General features: G+C 66.9%; 24 protein-coding genes and 1 tRNA gene. 13 read left to right on the forward strand and 12 right to left on the reverse strand.

From position 1 onward, the window contains the following. Window positions 1-184 precede the first annotated feature (184 nt). Window positions 185-733 carry a type 1 glutamine amidotransferase domain-containing protein gene (locus FAZ79_RS09730; protein WP_136867778.1) on the reverse strand — a complete coding sequence of 183 codons (549 nt, stop codon included), beginning with the start codon at window positions 731-733 and terminating at the stop codon, window positions 185-187. Between the two features lie 209 nt (window positions 734-942). On the opposite strand from FAZ79_RS09730, the gene FAZ79_RS09735 reads away from it, so the two are divergent. Next, on the forward strand, window positions 943-1,926 hold the full coding sequence (locus FAZ79_RS09735) for an alpha/beta hydrolase (protein ID WP_169303666.1): 984 nt from the start codon (window positions 943-945) through the stop codon (window positions 1,924-1,926). A gap of 6 nt (window positions 1,927-1,932) precedes the next feature. Here FAZ79_RS09735 and FAZ79_RS09740 read toward each other — a convergent pair whose 3' ends face one another. Both FAZ79_RS09740 and FAZ79_RS09745 read right to left on the reverse strand, forming a co-directional pair. Further along, window positions 1,933-2,082: an entericidin A/B family lipoprotein gene (locus FAZ79_RS09740; protein WP_136867780.1), complete on the reverse strand. Its 150-nt coding sequence runs from the start codon at window positions 2,080-2,082 to the stop codon at window positions 1,933-1,935. A gap of 113 nt (window positions 2,083-2,195) precedes the next feature. Further along, window positions 2,196-2,348, reverse strand: coding sequence for an entericidin A/B family lipoprotein (locus FAZ79_RS09745; RefSeq protein WP_169303667.1), 153 nt, complete (start codon window positions 2,346-2,348; stop codon window positions 2,196-2,198). 115 nt (window positions 2,349-2,463) lie between these two features. Between FAZ79_RS09745 and FAZ79_RS09750 the strand changes: the two genes are divergently transcribed. Continuing rightward, window positions 2,464-3,699 (forward strand): cation:proton antiporter, encoded by a 1,236-nt coding sequence (locus tag FAZ79_RS09750; protein WP_136867781.1) that lies wholly within the window; start codon window positions 2,464-2,466, stop codon window positions 3,697-3,699. Beyond that, complete coding sequence (locus FAZ79_RS09755; protein WP_136867782.1) at window positions 3,686-4,111, forward strand: CBS domain-containing protein; 426 nt, start codon at window positions 3,686-3,688, stop codon at window positions 4,109-4,111. The genes FAZ79_RS09750 and FAZ79_RS09755 overlap by 14 nt, the downstream gene beginning before the upstream one ends. Here FAZ79_RS09755 and FAZ79_RS09760 read toward each other — a convergent pair. The 4 genes from FAZ79_RS09760 to FAZ79_RS09775 form a co-directional block, all read right to left on the reverse strand. Continuing rightward, window positions 4,098-4,577: an ATP-dependent zinc protease gene (locus FAZ79_RS09760; protein ID WP_136867783.1), complete on the reverse strand. Its 480-nt coding sequence runs from the start codon at window positions 4,575-4,577 to the stop codon at window positions 4,098-4,100. The genes FAZ79_RS09755 and FAZ79_RS09760 overlap by 14 nt on opposite strands. Window positions 4,578-4,581: 4 nt before the next feature. Beyond that, on the reverse strand, window positions 4,582-5,610 hold the full coding sequence (locus FAZ79_RS09765; protein WP_136867784.1) for a succinylglutamate desuccinylase/aspartoacylase family protein: 1,029 nt from the start codon (window positions 5,608-5,610) through the stop codon (window positions 4,582-4,584). A gap of 4 nt (window positions 5,611-5,614) precedes the next feature. Continuing rightward, window positions 5,615-6,535 (reverse strand): 30S ribosomal protein S6--L-glutamate ligase, encoded by a 921-nt coding sequence (gene rimK, locus FAZ79_RS09770; RefSeq protein ID WP_136867785.1) that lies wholly within the window; start codon window positions 6,533-6,535, stop codon window positions 5,615-5,617. Between the two features lie 136 nt (window positions 6,536-6,671). Continuing rightward, window positions 6,672-6,758: transfer RNA gene (locus FAZ79_RS09775), tRNA-Leu, on the reverse strand. Window positions 6,759-6,907: 149 nt separating this feature from the next. Between FAZ79_RS09775 and FAZ79_RS09780 the strand changes: the two genes are divergently transcribed. Genes FAZ79_RS09780 through hda form a run of 3 tightly spaced genes read left to right on the forward strand, consistent with a single transcriptional unit; the run spans window position 6,908 to window position 11,669 of the window. Next, window positions 6,908-9,823, forward strand: coding sequence for an insulinase family protein (locus FAZ79_RS09780; protein WP_136867786.1), 2,916 nt, complete (start codon window positions 6,908-6,910; stop codon window positions 9,821-9,823). A 5-nt stretch (window positions 9,824-9,828) separates the two neighbouring features. After that, entirely contained in the window at window positions 9,829-10,968 is a 1,140-nt protein-coding gene (locus tag FAZ79_RS09785) for an AI-2E family transporter (protein WP_136867787.1), read from the forward strand. A gap of 5 nt (window positions 10,969-10,973) precedes the next feature. Next, on the forward strand, window positions 10,974-11,669 hold the full coding sequence (hda, locus tag FAZ79_RS09790) for a DnaA regulatory inactivator Hda (RefSeq protein WP_136867788.1): 696 nt from the start codon (window positions 10,974-10,976) through the stop codon (window positions 11,667-11,669). Between the two features lie 201 nt (window positions 11,670-11,870). Here hda and smpB read toward each other — a convergent pair whose 3' ends face one another. Further along, window positions 11,871-12,350 carry an SsrA-binding protein SmpB gene (smpB, locus tag FAZ79_RS09795; protein WP_136867789.1) on the reverse strand — a complete coding sequence of 160 codons (480 nt, stop codon included), beginning with the start codon at window positions 12,348-12,350 and terminating at the stop codon, window positions 11,871-11,873. 245 nt (window positions 12,351-12,595) lie between these two features. Here smpB and FAZ79_RS09800 point away from each other — a divergent pair, with 245 nt between their 5' ends. The 3 genes from FAZ79_RS09800 to FAZ79_RS09810 all read left to right on the forward strand — a co-directional run bounded on the left by FAZ79_RS09800 (window position 12,596) and on the right by FAZ79_RS09810 (window position 14,910). Continuing rightward, entirely contained in the window at window positions 12,596-13,957 is a 1,362-nt protein-coding gene (locus tag FAZ79_RS09800) for a sodium-dependent transporter (RefSeq protein ID WP_169303668.1), read from the forward strand. Between the two features lie 108 nt (window positions 13,958-14,065). Next, window positions 14,066-14,521 carry a type II toxin-antitoxin system RatA family toxin gene (locus FAZ79_RS09805; protein ID WP_136867790.1) on the forward strand — a complete coding sequence of 152 codons (456 nt, stop codon included), beginning with the start codon at window positions 14,066-14,068 and terminating at the stop codon, window positions 14,519-14,521. Further along, window positions 14,518-14,910 carry an RnfH family protein gene (locus FAZ79_RS09810; protein ID WP_136867791.1) on the forward strand — a complete coding sequence of 131 codons (393 nt, stop codon included), beginning with the start codon at window positions 14,518-14,520 and terminating at the stop codon, window positions 14,908-14,910. The genes FAZ79_RS09805 and FAZ79_RS09810 overlap by 4 nt, the downstream gene beginning before the upstream one ends. A gap of 70 nt (window positions 14,911-14,980) precedes the next feature. On the opposite strand, the gene bamE is transcribed toward FAZ79_RS09810, so the two are convergent. Beyond that, entirely contained in the window at window positions 14,981-15,502 is a 522-nt protein-coding gene (gene bamE / locus FAZ79_RS09815; protein WP_169303669.1) for an outer membrane protein assembly factor BamE, read from the reverse strand. A 215-nt stretch (window positions 15,503-15,717) separates the two neighbouring features. On the opposite strand from bamE, the gene fur reads away from it, so the two are divergent. Further along, entirely contained in the window at window positions 15,718-16,134 is a 417-nt protein-coding gene (gene fur, locus FAZ79_RS09820; RefSeq protein ID WP_197039201.1) for a ferric iron uptake transcriptional regulator, read from the forward strand. Between the two features lie 95 nt (window positions 16,135-16,229). Here the strand turns inward: fur and recN are convergent, their stop codons facing one another. The 3 genes from recN to FAZ79_RS09835 are packed head-to-tail and all read right to left on the reverse strand — an operon-like array spanning window position 16,230 to window position 19,210. Further along, on the reverse strand, window positions 16,230-17,918 hold the full coding sequence (gene recN, locus FAZ79_RS09825) for a DNA repair protein RecN (RefSeq protein ID WP_136867794.1): 1,689 nt from the start codon (window positions 17,916-17,918) through the stop codon (window positions 16,230-16,232). A gap of 19 nt (window positions 17,919-17,937) precedes the next feature. Continuing rightward, entirely contained in the window at window positions 17,938-18,855 is a 918-nt protein-coding gene (locus FAZ79_RS09830; RefSeq protein ID WP_136867795.1) for an NAD(+)/NADH kinase, read from the reverse strand. Between the two features lie 28 nt (window positions 18,856-18,883). After that, on the reverse strand, window positions 18,884-19,210 hold the full coding sequence (locus tag FAZ79_RS09835; protein ID WP_136867796.1) for a multidrug efflux SMR transporter: 327 nt from the start codon (window positions 19,208-19,210) through the stop codon (window positions 18,884-18,886). Between the two features lie 212 nt (window positions 19,211-19,422). Here FAZ79_RS09835 and hrcA point away from each other — a divergent pair, with 212 nt between their 5' ends. From hrcA to dnaK, 3 genes are all read left to right on the forward strand, one after another. After that, complete coding sequence (gene hrcA, locus FAZ79_RS09840) at window positions 19,423-20,472, forward strand: heat-inducible transcriptional repressor HrcA (protein WP_136867797.1); 1,050 nt, start codon at window positions 19,423-19,425, stop codon at window positions 20,470-20,472. Between the two features lie 162 nt (window positions 20,473-20,634). Further along, entirely contained in the window at window positions 20,635-21,186 is a 552-nt protein-coding gene (gene grpE, locus FAZ79_RS09845) for a nucleotide exchange factor GrpE (protein ID WP_211238835.1), read from the forward strand. A 151-nt stretch (window positions 21,187-21,337) separates the two neighbouring features. Continuing rightward, entirely contained in the window at window positions 21,338-23,260 is a 1,923-nt protein-coding gene (dnaK, locus tag FAZ79_RS09850) for a molecular chaperone DnaK (protein ID WP_136867798.1), read from the forward strand. Window positions 23,261-23,433: the final 173 nt, after the last annotated feature.

The following is a 23,433-nucleotide window of genomic DNA, read 5'->3' on the forward strand; positions in this document are numbered from 1 at the left end:
CCTCGAGGTGTTAGCGCGGCATTCTGATGGATGTCCACGGGACCCTCCTGTCATGGATTGCTTGGTCGGCAAACTCAGCATCCATTGGATGGGTTCCGTGGACAACCTGTTGAGAGATCACACCTAGTGAGGGTACGAAAAAGCCCGGCAGTCTGCCGGGCTGTTGAGCGAATCCGTCAAGGGGTCAGTGCCGGCCTTCGGCGATTTCCTCGACCAGCTTGGCGTTGAAGGCCGGCAGGTCGTCGGGGTTGCGACTGGTCACCAGCCCGTTGTCGACCACGACCTCCTCGTCGACCCAGACCGCCCCGGCGTTCTTCAGGTCGGTCTGGATGCTCGGGTAGGAGGTCACGCGACGGCCCTGCAGCACGTCGGCCTCCGCGAGCGTCCAGCCGCCGTGGCAGATGGCGGCCACCGGCTTGTGGTGATCGACGAAGCCGCGCACGAAGGCCACGGCCTTCTCGTTCTGTCGCAGGGCGTCCGGGTTCATCACCCCGCCGGGCAGCACCAGCGCATCGAAGTCCGATTCGCTGGCCGAATTCAGGGGCACGTCGACGTCGAAGGCATCGCCCCAGTCGGTGTGCTGCCAGCCCTTCACGCGGCCGTCGGCGGGCGAGACGATCCGGGCGGTCGCGCCGGCCTCTTCCAGCGCACGCTTGGGTTCGGTGAGCTCCACCTGCTCGAAGCCATCGGCAACCAGCAGGGCGACACGTTTGCCATTGAGTTGTTCGGTCATCCGTTGCCTCCTTGGGGAACGTCAAAAACGTGATCCAGAGGCTAGAGGATTAACTGCATCTCTTCAGGACGCGGGATCGACTAGTCTTGGCGCAACCCGTCTAGTTCCCTTTTCAAGTCACGTTCCCGGCGAGGCCCCACCCGATGAGCCCCCACCCGATGAGCCCATGGTTGTTTGCCGTATGTCGACCGGCCGGATGGCTCCGGTCTGTGGCGCTGGCCGGCTGGTTGGGAGTCGGGCTTGCCGTGGCCGGTCTCGCGCAGGCCGGCTTCACGACGCCAGCGCAAACCGTCACGCTCGATGAGCGCAGCCTGCGGTACCACGTCGTGGAGGCCTCGGGTGAGCGCAATCGGCGCGACGATGGCGCTCCACCCGTAGCGATCGTGCTTGGTGGCGGGCCGGGGTTTTCCAGCTGGAATCTCGAGCCGGTTCAGCATCGACTGGCCGAGCTTGGTTACCGGACGGCCATCATGGACATGATCGGGGTGGGCGAGAACGCGGCGGGCGGAACGGGCCTTGCCGGCCAGCCGCTGCTGGATACCTGGGTGGCCCAGATCGAGGCGCTGCGTCGGGCGGTGGCCGATGAGCGACCGGTGGTGCTCCTCGGGCATTCCTGGGGCGCGTTGATGGCGCTGCTCTACACCCGGGCGCACCCCGACGTGGTCCGGCGGCTGGTGCTGCTCAATCCCGTCGACCCGGAACGTCTGGCGATGCGTGACGTGGCCGAGCAGATCGACCGGCGCCGGGCCAGGGCGTTGGGCGAGGCCTGGGACGACGAGTCCGCCTGGGAGCAGCGCACGGGCGGTGGCGAGGACGCCGCGGCGACCGCGCGGCACCAGATCGAGCGCTCGTTGCCCAGCTACTTTCTCGATTACGAGCAGGGCCAGCGGTACGCCGAGCAGTTCGATGCCTCGGACTTTTCGGCGCAACTCAATATCGAGGGCTGGCGGGCCTACCGGGAGAACCCGGTGGACTACGCGACCATCCGGCGATGGGACGTGCCGATCGCCGTGATCGGCTGCCGGCAGGATTTGCTCATGCCGGTGAACCTTGAGGCCTTGCAGGCCAACCTGTCACTGGGACAGGTGGAAGTGCTGGATCGCTGCGTGCATTTCCCCTGGGAGGAGGTGCCGCGGGCGTTCGGCGAGGCGCTGGGGCGGGTGCTCCCCGGCACGGAGGGTGGTTCGGACTGACGGCGGTCAGTCGTCCTGCGCCGCGCCTTCGATGGAGTTGCCGAGATTCTGGATGTCCTCGCCCAGCCCCTTCATGGTGTTGCAGCCGGCGGTGACGGTCAGCAGGCCGGCGAGAAAGGCGATGCCCGTCAGTCGGCCGAGAAATCGGTGGATCATGTCACGGTCTCCGTGTTGGTTGTCACGCAGCGATGGGGTGGGCAAGTGCCCACAAAAAAGCCACGCCGGATCGGACGTGGCTTGGGGGGGGGGCGCCATCGGGCGGTGTCAGGTCAATCGTGCTCCTGGGCCTCACCCTCGATCGACTCACCCAGTTCCTGGGTATCCTGGCCCAGGCCTTCCATCGTGTTGCAGCCGGACAGGAAAGCGAGGGGGCCGGCAAGGAGGACGAGCAGGCTCATGCGCTTGAGAACGGAAATCATCATGTCGTTTCTCCTTTTTCATTTTTGTGCGTGTTGCACGACGTAGGATAGACGCCGGAGCCAAAGGTTCCCGAGGCGACGGTTTGGCGTCGGCACCGGCGCGAGGCAAGGAGGATTCGTGGAGATACTGCTGATCGGCATCCTGCTGCTGGCCGGGTTGGCCTTCGGCACGCTGGGTAGTCATTATTTCGGCGTGCCCCGGGTGGTCGGCTACATCCTGATCGGGATGCTGTTCTCGCCGGATCTGTTGGGGGATTACCTCGGCCTGGATGCCGCGCGCTGGACCCAGCCGCTGGTGGCGATCGCGCTGGGCATCGTCGCCTACCTGATCGGCGGGGCGGCGACGGTCGGACAGCTGCGCCGCCTGGGCGTGTCGATCATTACCGCGACCGTCGGCAAGGTGACCGGCGCGTTCCTGCTGGTGTTCGCGGGGTTCGTCTGGCTGGGCGTCGGCGTGCCCGATCTGCCGGGCTGGGGCGTACCGCTGGTGCTCGCCGCGCTGGCGACCATCACCGCGCCGGCGGCGATCGTGGCGATTATCCACCAGTACCGGGCCCGCGGGCCATTGACCACCGCGTTGCTGGGCATGGTGGCGATGGACGATGCCCTGGGCGTGGTGATCTTTTCCGTGGTGCTGGCGCTGCTGGCCGCCGATGGCGTGGTCTCGGCCCTGCCGCTGGTGGTCTGGGAGATCGTCGCGGCGCTGGTGATCGGCGGGATCGGTGGCTGGCTGATCGAGCGGATCAGCCGCCTGTTGCACGAACACGAACTGCGCCTGGTCGCGCTGGTCGGTGCCATCATCCTGTTGGTCGGGCTGGCCGAGGCCTGGCACTTTTCCGGCCTGCTGGCCGCCATGACGCTGGGGTTCACCGCCCGCTGGTTCGGCGGGTCGCACGCCGAGCGACTGTTCGAGCCGGTCGAGCAGCTCGAGGAGATGGTGTTCGTGCTGTTCTTCACCTTCGCCGGGCTGTACTTCGACCTGTCGGTGACGGTCGAGCACGGCTGGTTGATCCTGCTGTTCTTCATGCTGCGCGCGGCCGGCCAGGTGATCGGCTCGTGGATCGGTGCCCGTCTCGGCGGGGCGCCGCCGGCCATCGCCAACAACGTGGGGCTGGGCATGCTGCCGCAGGGGGGCGTGGCGGTGGGCATGGCCCTGATGCTCGAGGGTCAGCCGCGCTTTGCCGAGATGGCGACCCTGGCGATCAACATCATCACGGCGAGCACGCTTTTGACCGAATCGATCGGGGCGTTGGCGGCCCGCTTCGGCTTGCAGCGCGCCGGCGAACTCGACATGGCCAACGGCGGCCAGCACGCCGGACAACAGGGTAGGAGGAACGGCGATGAAGGCAAGTGACTGGTTGGCCGCGCACCCGGCCGAGGCCGTGACCGTCTCGCCGGAGGCCTCGTTGCCGGAGGCGGCGGCATTGTTCCTGGAGCACCCCGAGGTGCGGGATATCTACGTGGTCGACGCCGAGGGTCGGGTCTGCGGGCATCTGGGGTTCCGTCGGCTGGCGGGGCTGCTGCTCGCCCACCTGCGGCCGACCCACAGCCGGCGGCAGCTGGTCGAGCGGGTGGTCGGGGGCTCGGTGCGCGAGCACATGGACGATCACGTGCTGGTGATGCGCCCGGACGAGCGCATCAGCGAGGTCTTCCACCACCACATGGAGCGGCGGGTCGAGGCGATCCCGGTGGTCGACGGCGAGCGGCGGCTGCTGGGGGTGATCCGCATCGCCGACCTGCTGCGCAAGGCGATCAACCGGTACTAGGTTTCGGCAGGTCGGGCTTGCCGGTGAGGTAGGAGGCCGCCGGATCGACCAGGAAGCGCCCCTCCATCGCCTTGCGGCCCAGCAGCATGCGAAAGCGCATGGTGTCGCGGTCGGTCAGCGTGAGTTCGATGCGCTCCTCGAGCTCGCCGATCATCAGCCGCGTGGCGATCACGTAGCGGTTCTCGCGATGGCCGCCCGAATCCGAGACCAGGCGCCGATCGAGCAGTTCGGCCTCGCAGTGGACCACCGTGTCGTTGTCGCCCTGGATGGGATGCATGCCGATGCGCACCCAGTCGCGACCGTCGCGACGGAACGGGTCGACGGCGAAGGCGTGCAGCGCCGAGGTACGCGCGCCGGTATCCACCTTTACCTTGATCCGGCGGATACCCAGATCGGGTAGGGCCACCCATTCGCGCCAGCCCAGGCGGACCAGACCCTCGTTCGCGTCGATGGGCTCGTCCGTCATCCGATCAGTCCTCCCCTTCCTCGTCGTCGGCGTGGCCGGCCTGGAAGTCCTCCACCGTGCCCGCGATCTCGCTGACGTCGCCCTTGAATCGCGCGATGTGATAGACCGCGTCGCCCTCGTGCACCAGCGGCCGTTCCAGTCGACCGATCACCACGCCGTCGCTGGGCGAGACGATCGCCTCGCGCCGTCCGCTGTACGCATCGTCGACGTAACCGAGCGTCTCGCCGCGCGAGACCTGGGCGCCGAGGCGCACGGCGGTGCCCAGCATGCCGCTCTCCGGGGCGCGCACCCAGAGGCTGCGTCGCGAGACGAACGGTTCCGGTCGCTCCGTCTTCCGCCGCGAGGGCGCCAGCATGCCCAGCGCGCGCATGACGCTGAGCACGCCTTGGGTGCCGGCGCGGATGGAGACTTCGTCGAAGCGCAGCGCCTCGCCCGCCTCGTAGAGCAGGGTGGGAATGCCGCGTTCGCCGGCGGCGGCACGCAGCGAGCCGTCGCGCAGGGAGGAATTCAGCAGCACCGGCACACCGAAGGCGCGCGCCAGTCGCAGGGTCTCGGGGTCGTCGAGATTGCCCCGGATCTGCGGCAGGTTGGTGCGGTGGATCGCGCCGGTGTGGAGATCGATGCCGTGGCTGCAGCGGCTGACGATCTCCTCGAGGAACAGGTGGGCCAGGCGCGCGGCCAGCGAGCCCTCGTCGGAGCCGGGAAAGGAGCGGTTGAGATCGCGGCGGTCGGGCAGGTAGCGGCTTTCGTGGATCAGGCCGTAGGCATTGACCACCGGCACGGCGATGAGCGTGCCGCGCAGGCGTTGCAGCGCGCGGGTCTTGAGGACCCGGCGGATGATCTCCACGCCGTTGAGCTCGTCACCGTGGATGGCCGCACAGACGAACAGCGTCGGGCCGTCGCGCCGGCCGTGGATGACGTGCACCGGCATGGAGAGCTCGGTGTGCGAGCTCAGTCGCGGCATGGGCAGGTCGACCAGGGCGCGCTTGCCCGGGGCAACGCGTCGTCCGGCGATCTCGAAGGCCTCGCGCATGGTGTCAGCCCTGGCCGCGCGTGCGAGTCAGGCCGCGCTTGGTGCGGCGTTCGGCGAGCTTCTTCTCGATGAACTGGATCTGCATCGAGGCGATGTCCTTGCCGGTGGCGGTCTCGATGCCTTCGAGGCCCGGCGAGGAGTTGACCTCCATGACCACCGCGCCGTGGTTGGAGCGCAGGAGATCGACGCCGGCGACGTTCAGGCCCATGGTCTTGGCCGCCCGCACGGCGGTGGAGCGTTCCTCCGGGGTGATGCGGATCAGGCTGGCCGAGCCGCCGCGATGCAGGTTGGAGCGGAACTCGCCTTCCTTGCCCTGGCGCTTCATGGCCGCGACCACCTTGTCGCCGATCACCAGGCAGCGGATGTCCGCGCCGTTGGCCTCGCGAATGTACTCCTGCACCAGGATGTTGGTCTTGGTGCCCATGAAGGCCTCGATCACGCTCTCGGCGGCCTGCTTGGTCTCGGCCAGCACCACGCCGATGCCCTGGGTGCCCTCGAGCAGCTTGATCACCAGCGGGGCGCCGCCGACCATCTTGATCAGGTCCTCGACGTCGTCGGGGCGATGGGCAAAGCCGGTCACCGGCAGGCCGATGCCCTTGCGCGAGAGCAGTTGCAGCGAGCGCAGCTTGTCGCGCGAGCGGCTGATGGCGACCGACTCGTTCAAGGGGAAGGTGCCCATCATCTCGAACTGGCGCAGTACGGCCGAGCCGTAGAAGGTGATCGAGGCGCCGATCCGCGGGATCACCGCGTCGAAATCCTCGAGCTCCTCGCCCTTGTAATGCACCTCGGGGTTGTTCGAGGCGATGTTCATGTAGCAGCGCAGCACGTCGAGCACCCGCACCTCGTGGCCGCGCTCCTCGGCCGCCTCGATCAGGCGGCGGGTGGAGTAGAGCCTCGGGTTGCGCGACAGGATGGCTATCTTCATGGCGTGGTTCGATCCGAAAGGGAAATGGGTCGTGTGAATGATGACCCAACTGTAGGCCCAACCGGGGGGAAGTTCATGCCGGCGTGGGCAATGCCTGATCCGCATGGGGACGCCGGATCGGAAGGGTCGCTTGATCTGGTGCGGGTGGCCGGACTCGAACCGGCACGGCCTTTCGGCCTGCAGATTTTAAGTCTGCTGTGTCTACCAATTCCACCACACCCGCGGTGGGAGCGCATCGGGCGGGACGCCCGGCGGGGGCGGCATTCTATCGCCTTTTCCGCCACCCCGCGAACGGCATGCAAGCCAGAGCATGTGCGTTACACTGCCACGTTTAATTCATTCAGTGATAACCACCCGGAGTCACGCGCAAGCATGTCACAAGCCAACGGTCACCACCCCGCGTTCACCCTGCAGCGCTCGGTTCCCATCGAAGCGCTCAACCTGACCGTCGAGGAGTACCGGCACGACAAGACCGGCGCCCGGCATTACCACCTCGCCACCGAAGACGACCAGAACGTGTTCCTGGTCGGCCTGCGCACGGTGCCGGAGGACTCCACCGGCGTGGCGCACATCCTCGAGCACACCGCGCTGTGCGGCTCGGAGCGCTACCCCGTTCGCGACCCGTTCTTCATGATGATCCGCCGGTCGCTCAACACCTTCATGAACGCCTTCACCTCGAGCGACTGGACGGCCTACCCGTTCGCCTCCTGCAACGAGAAGGACTTCTACAACCTGCTCGACGTCTACCTCGACGCGACCTTCTTCTCGCGCATCGACGAGCTGGACTTTCGCCAGGAAGGTCACCGCGTGGAATTCGAGCAGTGGGATGACCCGTCCACCCCGTTGACCTTCAAGGGCGTGGTGTTCAACGAGATGAAGGGGGCGATGAGCGACCCGACCTCGGTGCTCTGGCAGACGCTGTCGCGCGAGCTGTTCCCGGACACCACCTATCACCACAACTCCGGTGGCGATCCGGCCCGCATCCCGGATCTCACCTACGAGCAGATGGTGGCGTTCTACAAGCGCTTCTACCACCCGTCGAACGCGGTGTTCATGACCTACGGCAACCAGCCGGTCGCGCGCCTGCAGACGGAATTCGAGGAGCGGGCCCTGGCCCGCTTCGACAAGATCGATCCTGACTCGGCCGTGCCGCTCCAATCGATCTTCGCCGGCCCCAAGCAGGTCGAGGACGTCTACCCGCTCGACGACGAGGACACCGCCGAGAAGACCCACGTCAACGTCGGCTGGATGCTGGGCGAGAGCGCCGATCTCGACGCGCGCCTCGAGGCGCAACTGCTCGAGGGCGTGCTGCTGGAGAACAGCGCCTCGCCGTTGCTGAAGGCCCTGGAAACCACGGATCTGGGTGCCGCGCCGTCGCCGGTGCTGGGCCTGGAGGACTCCCAGCGCCAGATGGTGTTCGTCGCCGGGCTCGAGGGCAGCGAAGCCGACCGGGCCGAGGCGGTCGAAACGCTGATCCTCGACACGCTCACCGAGGTGGCGGACAAGGGCGTCGACCCCGACATGGTCGAGTCGGTGCTCCACCAGCTCGAGCTCGAACAGCGCGAGGTCACCGGCGACGGCTTCCCCTACGGCCTGCACCTGATCGTCCAGGCCCTGCCGGCGGCGATCCACGACAGCGACCCGATCAACCTGCTCGACCTGGAGCCCGCGCTCGAGCGTCTGCGCGCCAAGGCCGCCGACCCGCAGTTCGTTCCCAACCTCGTCCGTCGGCTGCTGTTGGACAACCCGCACCGCGTGCGACTGGTACTCAAACCGGACACCGAGCTCTCCGCGCGGCAGCAAGCGGCGGAAAAGGCGCGGCTGGCGGCCATGCAGGACACGCTCACCGACGAGGACAAGCAGCGCATCGTCGAGCAGGCCAAGGCACTGGCCGACCGCCAGGCCGAGGAGGGCGATCTCTCCATCCTGCCGACGGTGACGCGCGAGGACATCCCCGCGGACATCGAGATCCCGCAGCCGCAGCAGGTCGTGCATCAGCCCTCGAGCCAGCGCTGGTACAACCGCAGCACCAATGGCCTGGCCTACCTGCAGCTGGCGATCGATCTGCCCGAGCTCTCCCGCGACGAGCTCGAGCTGATGCCGGTCTACACCGGGCTTCTGACCGAGCTGGGCGCCGGTGACCGAGACTACCTGCAGATGGCGGAGGCCGTGGCGGCGAAGACCGGTGGTTTCGCCTCGGGCGCGTCGGTACGCGCGGGCATCGATGACGTCCACCGGACCAGCGGCTTCTGGCTGCTGTCGGGCAAGTCGCTGGTGCGCCACGCCGATGCGATGGTCGACCTGTTCCATCAGCACCTGGATGCCGCGCGTTTCGACGAGATCGACCGCATTCGGGATCTCGTCAGCCAGATGCGTTTCGGCACCGAGCAGGGCGTGGCCGGTCGTGGCCATGTCCACGCCATGCTGCTGGCCTCCTCGGGCATGTCGGCACGCGCGGCGATGCGCCACGACACCGCCGGGGTCTCGGCCGTGCGCCGCATCAAGGCGATGGACGACGGTCTGGAGCAGCGTGAGTCGCAATACGACCTGGCCGAGCGGCTCGCCCGCCTGCACGACAAGCTCAAGGGCGGGCTGCGCCACTACAACGTGGTCACCGAGCAGCGCCACTTCGCCGAGATGGCCCAGGCGCTGCGCCCGCACATGCACCAGGGGCAGACGGACAAGCCGTTCGCGCTGGGCCACCACGAGGCGCAGGTGCGCGAGGCCTGGATCGGCAACCTCGCGGTCAACTACTGCGCCAAGGCGCATGCCGGCGTGCCGCCCAAGCACCCGGATGCCGCGGCGCTGGCCGTGCTGGGCGGCTTCATGCGCAACGGCTTTCTGCACACGGCCATCCGCGAGAAGGGCGGGGCCTACGGTGGTGGCGCCGGTTATGACGCCGAGTCCGGCGCCTTCCGCTTCTTCTCCTACCGGGATCCGCGCCTGGGCGAGACGCTCGAGGACTTCGATCGCTCCGTTGACTGGGTCATCGACAATACCCACGAGGACCGCACCGTCGACGAGGCGATCTTTGGCGTGATCGCCTCGATCGACAAGCCGGGCTCGCCGGCCGGCGAGGCGAAGAAGGCCTTCATGGACACCCTCCACGGGCGCACGCCGGACGACCTGCGCGCGATGCGCGCCCGGGTGCTCGACGTGACCCAGGACGACCTGAAGCGGGTAGCCGAGACCTACCTCAAGCCGGAAACCGCCTCCGTGGGCGTGCTGGCCGGGCCGTCGCGCGAGGATGATCTCAAGGCGCTGGACCTGCGGATCGAGCGGATCTGAGCCGCATGGGCGACACGACCAGGGGAGGGGGATTGATGCGCTGGATGATCGGGATCGGCCTGGCCGGTCTGCTGCTGGTTTCCTATTTCCTGTTGCCGATCCTGAGCCCCTTCGTGGTCGGCTTCATCATCGCCTACCTGTTCAACCCGGTGGTCACCCGCCTGGACCGGCACGGCATCTCGCGCACCTGGGGCACCTCGCTGATCTTCCTGATCGGCGCACTGTTGCTCCTGGTCGGCCTGATCGCCCTGATCCCGGTGCTGATCGAGCAGACCGCCCGGCTGGTGCGGGTCTTCCCGCAGCTGCTCGATATCGTCCAGCAACGGGTGATCCCCTGGGTCAACCAGACCCTCGGCGTGGAACTGCACGTCGGTCAGCTGCGTGATCTCCTGGTCAAGCACGGCGAGACCATCGGCAAGATGCTCGCCGACGGCCTCTCTAACGTCTCGACCACCGGCACCGCCGTGTTCGTGGCGGTGATGAATCTCCTGCTGATCCCGGTGATCGCCTTCTACCTGCTGCGCGACTGGCCGCGGGTGGTCGAGCGCATCGAGCAGATGCTGCCGCGGCATCGTGCCGGGACCATCGTTGAGCTCGCGCGCGAGTCCGACCAGATGCTGGGCAACTTCCTGCGCGGCCAGCTGGCGGTGATGATCGCCAACGGCGTGACCTACTCGATCGGCCTGACCCTGATCGGGCTCAACACCGGGATCGCGATCGGCCTGTTCGCCGGGCTGGTTAGCTTCGTGCCGTATCTCGGCACCATCACCGGCGTGGCGCTCGCCCTGATCGCGATGTACATCCAGGCCGACAGCATCTGGCCGCTGTTGCTGGTCCTCGGCGTATTCGGCGTCGGCCAGGTACTGGAGACCGTGGCCTGGCAGCCGCGTTTCGTCGGCAACGAGATCGGCATGCACCCGGTGGCGGTGATCTTTGCGGTGATGGCCGGCGGCCAGCTGTTCGGCTTTTTCGGCATCCTGCTCGCGTTGCCGGTCTCGGCAGTGCTGATCGTGCTGGGCGAGCACGCCCTGGATGCCTACCAGCAGAGTCGCTACTACCGCGGCCGTGACGCGCGGGCGCTCCCACCGGGTGACAGCTCGGGCGATGGCCCGGTAGCGGACGCGAGTGACGAGGCCAGGGACTGAACCGGATGCAGCAGATTCCGCTGGCGCTGGATCTCGTCACCCCCACGAGCTTCGAGGGGTTCATCGGCAACGAGAACCTGCTGCTCAAGGCCACCCTGGCCGAGCAGGCGGCCGGCAGTGGCGAGACACAGGTGCTGATCCACGGCCCGGCCGGGGCGGGCAAGTCGCACCTGGCGCAAGCCGCCTGCTATCACGCCGGATCGATGGGGCGTCCCGCCGCGTACTGGCCGTTGCGCCAGCTCGGCGGGCAACTGGCGGCGGCCAGCGAGCAGATTGAGGCGTTCGCCCTGGCCGTGATCGACGACGTCGACGCGGTGATCGGCCAGGCGGAAGGCGAGTTCATGCTGTTCGACCTGATCAACCGGGCGCGGGAGGCCGGCGTGCCGCTGCTGTTGACGGCATCGCACCCGCCGACCGAGCTGCCGGTCAAGCTGGCAGATCTCGCCTCGCGGCTGACCTGGGGGGCGATGATGGCCGTGCACTTGCCGGGTGACGGCGAGAAGATCGAGTTGCTGCGCGCCCGGGCCCAGGCACGCGGACTGGAGATGCCGCATGGCACGGCCCAATGGATGCTTGCCCACCTGCCGCGCGACGTCGGCACGCTGCTCGACGCGCTCGACCGGCTGGATCGCGAATCGATGATCGCCAAGCGGCGCCTGACCATCCCCTTCGTGCGCGAGGTGCTGATCGAGGGGGAATGAGCGCCTATTGGTTGTTGCCCCGCCAGCGGGCCTCTGCACGATTCGGTGACGTTTCTGGCTTGAGGATTTGTTCGCAATCAAGGCACCGGAGCGAAGACGGGCTTGCCGCCCGTCGAGTGACGGCAACGCGGAGTGCGGGCAAATCCTCATGCCCCGGAAGGGCGGTTTCGCAGAGACGTTATCGAATCGTGTAGAGGTCCGCTACATGGTGTGGCGGACGATGCGCTGCTTGTCGCGCTGCCAGTCGCGGTCCTTGAGGGTCGCGCGCTTGTCGTGGGCCTTCTTGCCCTCGCCGAGCGCGATCTCGAGCTTGACCATGCCGCGCTTGAAGTACAGCGCGGTGGGCACGATGGTAAAGCCCTTGCGCTCGACCTGCCCGATCAGGCGCGCCAGCTCGTGCTCGTGCAGCAGCAGCTTGCGGGTGCGGGTGGGATCGGGCTTGACGTGGCTCGAGGCCTGCAGGAGCGGGGTGATCACCGCGCCCAGCAGCCAGGCCTCGCCGTCCTTGATGATGACGTGCGCGTCGGCGATCTGGGCCTTGCCGGCGCGCAGGGCCTTCACTTCCCAGCCCTCGAGGACCAGTCCGGCCTCGATGCGGTCGCCGAGAAAGAAGTCGAATTTCGCCTTCTTGTTCAGGGCGATGGTGGACTGGCCGGTCGTGGGTTTCGTGTTCTTGCTCATGGATTCATTCTAACAGGGCCGTGGCGCGGCCCTGCCGAATCCGAAAGAATTTTGTCCCGTGTCGGCCGCTTCCCTCTTGCCCCGGCGCCCACTTTTTCAGTGGGGAGTCCGGCCCCCTCGGGACGGCTCTCTCCGCCCCGGGGCCGGCCAACTTGGCCGCGCCGGTCCCATGGTGGTAGCTTTCAGGCCATCCGTCGCGCTCCCGGGAGGGGAGCCGCGCCCAATCAAATCGAAGAGGAAGCCCGGTGTCCGCACAGCATCTCGAGAACCATCCCGAGTGGAGTGGCCGGCTGGCCTTCATCCTGGCCTCGGCGGGCTCGGCCGTCGGCCTGGGCAATATCTGGAAGTTTCCCTACATCATGGGCGAGAACGGCGGCGGGGCGTTCGTGATGATCTACCTCGCCTGCCTGCTGATCGTGGCCACGCCCATCCTGATCAGCGAGGTGATGCTGGGGCGCCGCGCCCGCTCGAACCCGATCATCGGCATGGGCAAGCTTGCCGACCAGGCCGGCGTCAGTCGCGGTTGGCAGCTGATCGGCTGGATGGGTGTGCTCACCGGCTTTCTCATCCTGAGCTTCTACTCGGTGGTGATGGGCTGGGCCCTGTCCTACGTCGAGAAGGCCGCCACCGGGGCATTCGTCGGGGCGTCCGCGGCAACCATCGAGGGGCTGTTCGACGGGCTGGTCGGCAACCCCGGCACGCTGTTGTTCTGGCACACCGTCGCGATGGTGATGACGGTCGCGGTGGTGGCGCGCGGCGTGCGTGGCGGGCTGGAGCTGGCCACGCGGATCATGATGCCGTTGCTGATCGTGATCCTGGTGCTGCTGGTGGGCTACAACATCGGTACCTCCGGCTTCGCCCCGGCGATGGACTTCATGTTCGCGCCGGACTTCTCGCAGGTGACGGCCCAGACCTTCCTGGTCGCGCTCGGCCACGCCTTCTTCACGCTCAGCCTCGGCATGGGCGCGATCATGGTCTACGGCTCCTACATGCCCAGGGGCACCTCGATCGTGCGCGCCGGGATCTGGATCATCGTGCTCGACACCGGCATCGCGCTGCTGGCCGGCATGGTGATCTTCCCGATCGTGTTCTCCAACGGCATGAGCCCCGAACAGGGCGCGGGGCTGATCTTCCAGACCCTGCCGCTGGCCCTCGGGCAGATGGAGTGGGGCTATTTCCTCGCGATCGTGCTGTTCGTGCTGGTGTCGATCGCCGCCTGGACCTCCGCCATTTCGCTGGTCGAACCGGCGGTGTCGTATCTCTGGGAGCGCTTCGGCGTCCGCCGGCTGCACTCGGCGATCGCCGTGGGTGTGGCGACCTGGTCGATCGGGGTGCTCGCGGCCCTGTCGTTCAACCTGCTCGATGACGTGACCCTGTTTGGCAAGACCGCCTTCGGCCTGTTGGAATTCACCACGGCCAATATCCTCCTGCCGGCCGGCGGCATGCTGATCGCGCTCTTCGCCGCCTGGCGTATGCCGCGGGCCGACTCGGCCGAGGAACTGGGTCTGGCCGGCTGGCGCTACCGGCTGTGGTGGTGGCTGGCGGCCATCGTCGCGCCGCTGGGCGTGGCCCTGGTGTTCCTCAACGGCCTGGGTCTGTTTGGCTGACCGACGGGTCGGGCCTCCCGCTCTGCTAGACTTCGCGTTCCGACAGACTGCCCACGCCTTGACCGGCAGTGGGGCAAGCAAGAAACGCAAGGGCGACTTCCTCCCGGCATGAGTACCACCATCGAGCGTCAGGTCGATGTGCCGTTTTCCGCGTTGCAGATGTACGCGCTGGTCAACGACATCGACGCCTATCCGGACTTTCTTCCCTGGTGCGAGCAGACCCGCATCCTGCAGGCATCGGGGGACGAGGTCGAAGCGAGCATCACGCTGAAGAAGGGCGCGATCCGCAAGACCTTCGTCACCCGCAATCACAACGAGCCCGGCTCGCGCATCGTGGTGACCCTGGTCGACGGACCGTTTCGACACCTCGACGGGTTCTGGGGGTTCGAGGACCTGCCCGACGGCGGGTCGCGCGTGACCCTCGACATGCGCTTCGAGTTTTCCAACCGCCTGCTGGAACGGGCGATCGGGCCGGTGTTCCGCGAGATCGTCAAGAACCTCGTCGGGGCCTTCCGCAAGCGTGCCTTCCAGGTCTACCCGCGTGACGGGGGCGAGGGCGCGTGAAGGTCGAGGTGGCCTATGCCCGCCCGGACGTGCAGGTAATCCTCGAGGTGGATGTCGCCGAGGGGGCGACCGTCGAGGAGGCGATTCGTCTCAGCGGCATCCTCGAGCGCTTTCCCGAGATCGATCTCTCGACGCAGAAGGTCGGCGTGTTCGCCAAGGTCGCGCCGCTGTCGCAGGCGTTGCGCGAGTGGGATCGGGTCGAGATCTACCGGCCGCTGATTGCCGACCCCAAGGCCGCGCGCCGCCAGCGTGCTCAAAAGGACGGGGCCCGGAAGACAGGCGCCCAGAAGGAAAGTGCTGGCAACGCGGGCGCCGGAAAACGCGCGGCCGGCAAGGCAGCGTCCAAGTCCGATCCGGCGCCGGCGGGCACGAAAAAACCGGCGGAGTAGCACTCACGCCGGTTCGTTCTGTCGATCGCCGGCACCCGGTCAGGGGGGCGATGGATTCTCGTGCCCGATCTTAGAGCGGGTCCTGCGCCGGCGGGGTCTGCGGCAGGGGCTGACCGTCATCCGACGTTTCCAGGTCGTAGGGATTGTCGTCATCGGTCGGGCCGGACGCCGGGTTGGTCGGCGCGTTGCTCGGCGAGGCGGCCTCGGCCTCGTCGGGCAGCTCGGCGCTGTTCATCGACGGCGCCTCGGCCAGGTCCATGCCGTCACGCTGGATGGAAGCGACGCGACCGGTCGAGTCGTATTCGATCACCAGGGTGTGGCGGAAGGCCTCTTCCTTGCCGCGCTTGTCGTAGTAGATGTAGGTATCGCGCTGACCCTGGTGGAAGATGTCGTTGAGGCTGGGGGTGCCGAGGATCGCGCGCACCTGGGATTGCGGCATCCCCTCGCGCAGGCGCTCGATCTGCGCCTCCTCGTAGATGTTGCCCTGCTGGATATCCGGCTGGTAGACCTGGATGAAGCTCGGAACGTAGACCGACGAGCAGCCGGCGAGCAGGGTGGCGACGAGCGGGAGCGTGAGAAGTGAGCGCTGCATGATCCTGAAAAACCTGTTCCTGAATGGTCTGGATGGCATTCGACTGCGCTCAATCATACGCAGTGTCGGGCGGCTCTGCACGAACCGGAAAGCGCTTGCCCGGCAGATGATGCCAGCCGATCGGCTCGTGCGCATCGATTATGCGCATCGCGCTCCGGTCTGGGCGGCATCTTCGGTTACAATCCCGCAAGCACACGCAATCGAGGGCAGAAGTTTTGGATTCCAGCGAACTCAAGAAGGCCGGCCTCAAGGTCACCTTGCCACGGGTGAAGATCCTCGAAATCATCGAGGCGAACCCCGATTGGCACATGAGCGCGGAGGACGTCTACAAGGAATTGCTCGCCCGCGGTGAAGAGATCGGCCTGGCGACCGTCTACCGCGTGCTGACCCAGTTCGAGACCGCCGACATCCTCAAGCGCCACCAGTTCGAGGGCGGCAAGGCCGTGTTCGAGCTGATCTCCAAGGGCGATCACGATCACCTGGTCTGCGTGAAGACCGGGCAGGTGGAGGAATTCCACGATCCGATCATCCAGGAGCGTATCGCGATGATCGCCGACGAGTTCGATTTCGACCTGACCGACTACTCGCTGGTGATCTACGGCATCAGCCGCAAGGCGACCGGCAAGAAGTAGGGGCCCGCGATGGGCCTGACGTGATGGCCTGAACGCAAGACGCCCGCCTTGGGGAGACCTGGGGCGGGCGTCTTGCGTTGGGGGTTGGGCGTGGCTCAGGCCGAGGAGTCGAGCAGTTCGCGGGCGTGCGCCCGGGTCTGCTCGGTGACCTCGCGCCCGCCGAGCATGCGCGCGAGTTCCTCGACCCGTTCGTTCGGGTCGAGCGCCCGCACCCAGGTACGGGTGGAGTCGGCCTGTTCGTCCTTCTCGATGCGCGCCTGGTGGTGGCCGTGGGCGGCGACCTGCGGCAGGTGGGTGACGCACAGGACCTGGCGCGAGTCGCCCAGTGCCCGCAGGTGCGCCCCGACGATCGCCGCGGTCGCCCCGCCGATGCCGGTATCGACCTCGTCGAAGATGAAGGTGCCCACCGGGTCGTCGCCGGCGGTCAGGGTCTTGAGCGCCAGGCTCACGCGGGCGAGCTCGCCGCCGGAGGCGATCTGGTCCAGCGGCGCGACCGGCTGGCCGCGGTTGGCGCTGATCAGGAAGACCACCTCGTCGATGCCGCGCTCGCCGCGGCGTTCGGCCAGTGTCTCCGGCTGGGTCAGTCGGACCTCGAACTCGCCATTGGGCATTCCCAGCTCACGGATCGAGGCCTTGAGGCGCTCGGCCAGTTTCTTCGCGCCGGTTGCGCGTTTTGTGCTCACCTCGGCGGCGAGACGGTCGTAGGTGGCGCGGTTCTCGACCAGGCGGGACTCGACTTCGCCCAGCGTGCTGCCGGCCTGCTCGAGTTGCTCGTGTTCCTCGCGCAGGTCGTGGACGTGCTGTTCGAACGCCTCGGGGGCGACGCGGTGCTTGCGCGCCAGTTCGTGCAGCGTGTCCAGCCGCGCCTCGACGGTGGCCAGTCGCTCGGGGTCGGCCTCGGCGGATTCGAGGCGATCACGCAGGGTGTCGACCGCCTCGGCGATCTGGATCTCGGCCGATTGCAGGGTCTCGATCACCGGGCCGAGCGCCTCGTCGAGGTCCGCGATCCGCGAGAGGGCCTGCTCGGCGGCGCCGACGCGGTCGTGGGCGTTGCCGTCCTCGTCGAACAGGGCGGCCATCTGTTCGGCCAGCACCTGGCGCCACTCGTCGAGGCGCGTCAACCGCTTGAGCTCGGCGTGCAGCTGGTTGAACTCGTCGGGTTGCGGGTCGACACGCTCGATCTCCTCGAGCTGGAATTCGAGGAAGGCGAGCCGGTCGGCGCGCGAGGCCTGCTCGGCCTGATGGTTGGCAAGCTGCTGCTCGTCGGCGTGGATCTGCCGGCTCAGCCGGCCGAGCTCATCGACCTGGCGCTTGAGGTCGCAGAAATGATCGAGCAGGGCGAGCTGGGTCTTCGCCTGCATCAATCGCTGGTTCTGGTGCTGGCCGTGGATGTCGATCAGGTGCCGCCCGATCCCCTTGAGGGTCTGACCCGGCACGGGTCGACCGTTGATCCAGGCCTTTGAGCGGCCGTCGCGCGAGAGCAGCCGGCGCACGATCAGCGGCAGGGAGTCGCCCTCCGGTTCCTCGCCCAGTTCCTGCTCCTCGAGCCAGCGCGCCGCCGGGCTGTCCGCGGGCAGCAGGAACTCGCCGGTGACCTCGCCCTGGTCGCAACCGGCGCGCAGCAGGTTCATGTTGGCGCGATCGCCCAGGAGCAGCCCGATCGCGTCGATCAGGATCGACTTGCCCGCGCCCGTCTCGCCGGTCAGCGCGGTCATGCCGGCGGCGAAATCGAGTTCGAGCTGGTCGATCAGGGCGATCTGGCGGATCGATAGGGTGGTCAGCATGTCAGGCGGATTCCTTTGCCTAGAAGGTCTGCTCGCTCCAGCAGAGCTTGTCGCGCAGCAGGGAATAGTGGTCGTGGCCGGCCGGGTGGATCAGGCGGATGTCATGCTCGTACTTCGAGATGGCGAGCACGTCGCCGTACTCCAGCGGCTGGTTGAGCTGGCCGTCGAAGCTGACCACGCCGCCGCCGCGTGAGCCCTCGACCGGGCGGATCTCGATCAGGTGGCGGGCATCGACCACGATGGGGCGGTAGCTCAGGGTGTGCGGGCAGATCGAGACGATGCCCACCGCGTGCAGGTCGGGGGCGATCAGCGGCCCGCCGGCGGACAGCGCGTAGGCGGTCGACCCGGTCGGGGTGCAGACCACCACGCCGTCGGAGCGCTGCTGGTTGACCAGGGTGCCGTCGATGCTCATCTCGAACTCGACCATCCGGGCGGGGTCGCGCATCTTGAAGGTGATGTCGTTGAGCGCCACCGATTCCATGATGCGCGTGTCGTTGCGCATCAGGCTGCCCTGCAGGAGAAAGCGGCGTTCCTCGGTGTAGCGCCCTTCGAGGATGGCCGACAGGTGACGTTGCACCTCGTTGGGGCTGACGTCGGCGAGAAAGCCGAGACGGCCGAGGTTCACGCCCAGGATGGGAACGTCATGCAGGCACAGGCAACGCGCGGCGTTGAGCATGGTGCCGTCGCCGCCGATTACCACGATCAGGTCGCGGTCGACGCGATCTCGCGAGAACCGCTGGGCCTGGATCGACGGGGCCGGGTTCTCGGCCTCTTCCTCCAGCGCCCACTCGACATCGTGTTCCTCGGCCACGGCCACCAGGTTGCGGTAGACCTCGGCGAGCGGGTCGCCCCCGTCGGGCTTGACGATGATGCCCAGGCGCGAGAAGGCGGGGGCGGCGTCTGGCTGTTCGCTGGCTGACGAGGAGGAAGGTTTCATGGCGTGTGCGCTCTTGCTGCCTGACGACTCAGTGATTGCCCGATGACCATTTCAATCCGACGATGCCGATCACGATCAGGGCGATGAAGCCCAGCCGGGCGGCCGTCGCCGGTTCCTTGAACCAGAGGATGCCGAGGATCGCCACGCCGGTCGCGCCGATGCCCGTCCAGATGGCGTAGGCCGTGCCCATCGGGATCTCGCGCATCGCGAGGGCGAGCAGGTAGAAGCTCGCCCAGGCGATGGCCAGCACGATCACCGTCGGCACCAGGCGGGAGAAGCCGTCGGTGAAGCGCAGACCGGTCGCCCAGACGATTTCCAACAGGCCGGCGGCCAACAAGATGAGCCAGGCGTTCATGGCGTGAGCGGATCCTCGGAAACGGTTTCGTCGCGTCCGTCGAGAGCCGGCGATCGGCCGGCGGATGCGGAATTCGGCCCAGTCTAGCAAAGGAGAGGGGGTTTGAATCCGACCGCGGTGCGATGGGCTTGGCACTCTCCTCGGGCGAGTGCTAGTTTACTCCCCGGCCATTCGGGCCGACCCCCAAAAAACCGAGGTTCTCGAGGCCGCCTATGACTGATGCCTGGAGCGAACTCCCCGAGCGGGCCCAGACCCTGCTGCGGGTGCTGATCGACCGCTACACCGACGAGGGTGCGCCGGTCGGCTCGCGCGCGCTAGCGCGCATGTCCGACCTGAACCTGAGCCCGGCGACGGTGCGCAACGTGATGGCCGATCTCGAGGACCTCGGGCTGGTGCGCGCCCCCCACACCTCGTCCGGCCGCGTGCCCACCGAGCTCGCCTATCGCCTGTTCGTCGACTCGCTTTTGACCGCGCCGGGTCGGGCACCGGTCGATGCCCGGCGGCTCGAGCGCATCCTGCGCGAGGCAGCCGAGGACGACCCGCAGCATCTGGCGGACACCGCCTCGAACCTGCTCTCGAGCCTGACGCAGTTCGCCGGCGTGGTGACCATCCCGTCGCGGGCCCGCGCGCTGTTCCGCCAGATCGATTTCGTTTCGCTCTCGCCCGGGCGGGTGCTGATGGTGCTGGTCACCAACGACGGCGGGGTGCAGAACCGCATCATCCACCCGGACAAGCCCTATAGCCAGGACGAACTCACCCGGTTTGCCAACTTCCTCAACGAGCGCCTCAACGGCCAGTCCATCCAGGCGCTGCGCGAGACGCTGGTCGCTGAGCTCAAGAGCACGCGCGAGCAGATCGAGGGCAACCTCTCCGAGGCGATCACGCTGGCCGAGTCGGCCGTCGAGGCGGTCGAGGACAAGGCCGGGGTCGCCGTGGCCGGCCAGGTCAACCTGATGGGCATCGACGAGCTCGGCGACGTCGATCGCATGCGCCGGCTGTTCAACGCCTTCGCGGAAAAGCGCGAACTGGTCTCCCTCTTGGATCGCTGCGAACGCGCCCAGGGGGTGAAGATCTTCATCGGCCGCGAGTCCGGCTCGCCCACCTTCGATGAATGCAGCGTGGTGGGCGCTTCCTACGGCGTCGACGACGAGGTGGTCGGCGTGCTCGGCGTCATCGGCCCCAAGCGCATGCCGTACGGCCGGGTGATCTCGATCGTCGACGTCACCTCGCGCCTGCTGTCGAGCGCCTTGTCGCGCCAGTGACCTGCCCCCGGGAGGCAGGAATGTCTCCTTCCCCTTGAAAAGATGCCGGATGCCCCAAGAGTCGGGGCATCGACACGAGCCTTGGTCATGCCGGATGCACTGTATGCCGGCGGCGGACCGGGCTTTACCCATCAATTCCATCCGCTTTTCAGGAGAGCTTCGATGACGGACAAGCCGGTCGATCACGACGACATGAACCAGGAACAGCCGGAGCAGCCCGTCGAGGGCGAGGTCGAGCAGTCTGCCCAGTCAGGAGAGACGAGCGAGGTCGACGAGCTCAAGGCGAAGCTCGCCGAGAAGGAAGAGGAAGTCCTGCGCATCGCCGCCGAGATGCAGAACGTGCGCCACCGTGCCGAGCGCGACATCGAGTCGGCGCGCAAGTTCGCCCTGGAGCGCTTCGTCGAGGGGCTGCTGCCGGTGGTCGATTCGCTCGAGCTGGGTATCGAGGCGGCCGAGAAGGAGAACGCCACGCTGGAGAAGATCAAGGAGGGTGACGAGATGACCCTCAAGATGCTGATCCAGACGCTGGAGAAGTTCGGCGTCAAGGCCGTTCACCCGATCGGCGAGCGCTTCAACCCGGAGCACCACCAGGCCATCAGCCTGCAGCCGCACGACGGCGATCCCGATCACGTCGTCGACGTGATGCAGAAGGGCTACCTCCTGAAGGACCGCGTCGTCCGTCCGGCCATGGTGGTCGTCTCGAAGCCGAAGTAAGGCGCTCGAGGGGCGATTTGCCGCGGGTGGCTTGAAAAATCACGGCTCGCCCGCACGTCCAAGCACAAGGGCGGGTGCGGTGCCCGAGCAAGGCACCGGGCCGCGCCAACCGAATTTCGCATTCAACACAGAACTCTGGAGACACGATTTTATGGGCAAGGTAATCGGTATCGACCTGGGGACGACCAACTCCTGCGTCGCGATCATGGACGGCAAGTCCGGCAAGGTTATCGAGAACGCCGAGGGCGCGCGCACCACCCCGTCGGTGGTCGCCTACGCCAATGATGGCGAGATCCTGGTCGGCCAGCCGGCCAAGCGCCAGGCGGTCACCAACCCGGAAAACACCCTGTACGCGGTCAAGCGACTGATCGGCCGTCGTTTCGACGAGGACGCCGTTCAGAAGGACATCAAGCTGATGCCCTACAAGATCGTCAAGGCCGACAACGGCGATGCCTGGGTCGAGGCTGGCGGCAAGAAGATGGCCCCGCCGGAAGTCTCCGCCCGCGTCCTGATGAAGATCAAGAAGGACGTCGAGGCCTACCTGGGCGAAGAGGTGACCGAGGCGGTCATCACCGTGCCGGCCTACTTCAACGACTCCCAGCGCCAGGCGACCAAGGACGCCGGCAAGATCGCCGGCCTCGAGGTCAAGCGCATCATCAACGAGCCGACCGCGGCCGCGCTCGCCTACGGCATGGACAAGAAGGAAGGCGGCGATCGCAAGATCGCGGTCTACGACCTGGGTGGCGGCACCTTCGACGTATCGATCATCGAGGTGGCCGACATCGACGGCGAGAAGCAGTTCGAGGTCATGTCCACCAACGGTGACACCTTCCTGGGTGGCGAGGACTTCGACAACCGCCTGATCGACCACCTGGTCGACGAGTTCAAGAAGGAGCAGGGCGTCGATCTCTCCAACGACGCGCTTGCCATGCAGCGTCTCAAGGAGGCCGCCGAGAAGGCCAAGATCGAGCTGTCCTCGACCGAGCAGACCGACGTGAACCTGCCGTACATCACGGCGGATCAGAGCGGTCCGAAGCACATGAACATCAAGATCACGCGTGCCAAGCTCGAGTCGCTGGTCGAAGAGCTGATCAAGCGCACCATCGAGCCCTGCAAGATGGCGCTCAAGGACGCCGGCGTGTCGGCCTCCGACATCGACGACGTGATCCTGGTCGGCGGCCAGACCCGCATGCCGAAGGTGCGCGACACGGTTGCCGAGTTCTTCGGCAAGGACCCGCGCAAGGACGTCAACCCGGACGAGGCCGTGGCCATCGGTGCGGCGATCCAGGGCGGCGTGCTCTCCGGCGGCGTCAACGACGTGCTGTTGCTTGACGTCACCCCGCTGTCGCTTGGCATCGAGACGATGGGTGGTGTCATGACCAAGTTGATCGACAAGAACACCACCATCCCGACCAAGGCGAGCCAGACCTTCTCGACCGCCGAGGACAACCAGACGGCCGTGACCGTCCACGTCCTGCAGGGCGAGCGCGAGATGGCCAGCGGCAACAAGTCGCTGGGCCGCTTCGATCTCACCGAGATCCCGCCGGCGCCGCGCGGTCAGCCGCAGATCGAGGTGACCTTCGACATCGACGCCAACGGCATCCTGCACGTCTCGGCCAAGGATAAGGGCACCGGTCGCGAGCAGAAGATCGAGATCAAGGCGAGCTCCGGCCTGTCCGAGGAAGAAGTGCAGCGCATGGTCGACGATGCCGCCGCGCACGCCGACGAGGACAAGAAGCAGAAGGAACTGGTCGAGGCGCGCAACCAGGGCGACGGCATCATCCACACCGTCGAGAAGGCGATGACCGATGCGGGCGAGGCCCTGACCGACGACGACAAGAAGCCGGTCAACGAGGCCATCGAGGCCCTGCGCGAGGCGATGAAGGGCGACGACAAGGCCGAGATCGACGCCAAGGTCCAGGCCCTCTCCGAGGCCTCCGCCACGGTCATGCAGAAGGCCCAGGGTGCCGGCCAGGCCGGCGGTGAGCAGGCCGCCGGTGGCGAGCAGGGCAAGCAGGACGACGACGTCGTCGACGCCGAGTTCGAGGAAGTGAAGGACGACGACAAGAAGTAAGTCGTCTCCTCGAGCTGGAAAATCATCCGCCCTGCCGGGCGGGTGATTTTTTAATGGAATGGCCTGCTCCCACCCTATTACGCTGTTTGGAGGAACAAACCCATTCAGCAACAGAGGAGGAACAGACCTATGTCCATTGCAACGCTCGGCATCGATCTTGGCAAGACCTCAAT

Source organism: Guyparkeria sp. SB14A (assembly GCF_005096345.1).
GTDB lineage: Bacteria > Pseudomonadota > Gammaproteobacteria > Halothiobacillales > Halothiobacillaceae > Guyparkeria > Guyparkeria hydrothermalis.

Excerpts from the sequence above, each read along its gene's own strand:
- FAZ79_RS09730 (WP_136867778.1), bottom strand. The coding sequence starts at position 733 with ATGACCGAACAACTCAATGGCAAACGTGTCGCCCTGCTGGTTGCCGAT.
- FAZ79_RS09740 (WP_136867780.1), bottom strand. The coding sequence starts at position 2,082 with ATGATCCACCGATTTCTCGGCCGACTGACGGGCATCGCCTTTCTCGCC.
- FAZ79_RS09745 (WP_169303667.1), bottom strand. The coding sequence starts at position 2,348 with ATGATGATTTCCGTTCTCAAGCGCATGAGCCTGCTCGTCCTCCTTGCC.
- FAZ79_RS09755 (WP_136867782.1), top strand. The coding sequence starts at position 3,686 with ATGAAGGCAAGTGACTGGTTGGCCGCGCACCCGGCCGAGGCCGTGACC.
- FAZ79_RS09760 (WP_136867783.1), bottom strand. The coding sequence starts at position 4,577 with ATGACGGACGAGCCCATCGACGCGAACGAGGGTCTGGTCCGCCTGGGC.
- FAZ79_RS09765 (WP_136867784.1), bottom strand. The coding sequence starts at position 5,610 with ATGCGCGAGGCCTTCGAGATCGCCGGACGACGCGTTGCCCCGGGCAAG.
- rimK (WP_136867785.1), bottom strand. The coding sequence starts at position 6,535 with ATGAAGATAGCCATCCTGTCGCGCAACCCGAGGCTCTACTCCACCCGC.
- FAZ79_RS09780 (WP_136867786.1), top strand. The coding sequence starts at position 6,908 with ATGTCACAAGCCAACGGTCACCACCCCGCGTTCACCCTGCAGCGCTCG.
- FAZ79_RS09785 (WP_136867787.1), top strand. The coding sequence starts at position 9,829 with ATGGGCGACACGACCAGGGGAGGGGGATTGATGCGCTGGATGATCGGG.
- hda (WP_136867788.1), top strand. The coding sequence starts at position 10,974 with ATGCAGCAGATTCCGCTGGCGCTGGATCTCGTCACCCCCACGAGCTTC.
- smpB (WP_136867789.1), bottom strand. The coding sequence starts at position 12,350 with ATGAGCAAGAACACGAAACCCACGACCGGCCAGTCCACCATCGCCCTG.
- FAZ79_RS09805 (WP_136867790.1), top strand. The coding sequence starts at position 14,066 with ATGAGTACCACCATCGAGCGTCAGGTCGATGTGCCGTTTTCCGCGTTG.
- bamE (WP_169303669.1), bottom strand. The coding sequence starts at position 15,502 with ATGCAGCGCTCACTTCTCACGCTCCCGCTCGTCGCCACCCTGCTCGCC.
- recN (WP_136867794.1), bottom strand. The coding sequence starts at position 17,918 with ATGCTGACCACCCTATCGATCCGCCAGATCGCCCTGATCGACCAGCTC.
- FAZ79_RS09830 (WP_136867795.1), bottom strand. The coding sequence starts at position 18,855 with ATGAAACCTTCCTCCTCGTCAGCCAGCGAACAGCCAGACGCCGCCCCC.
- FAZ79_RS09835 (WP_136867796.1), bottom strand. The coding sequence starts at position 19,210 with ATGAACGCCTGGCTCATCTTGTTGGCCGCCGGCCTGTTGGAAATCGTC.
- hrcA (WP_136867797.1), top strand. The coding sequence starts at position 19,423 with ATGACTGATGCCTGGAGCGAACTCCCCGAGCGGGCCCAGACCCTGCTG.
- grpE (WP_211238835.1), top strand. The coding sequence starts at position 20,635 with ATGACGGACAAGCCGGTCGATCACGACGACATGAACCAGGAACAGCCG.
- dnaK (WP_136867798.1), top strand. The coding sequence starts at position 21,338 with ATGGGCAAGGTAATCGGTATCGACCTGGGGACGACCAACTCCTGCGTC.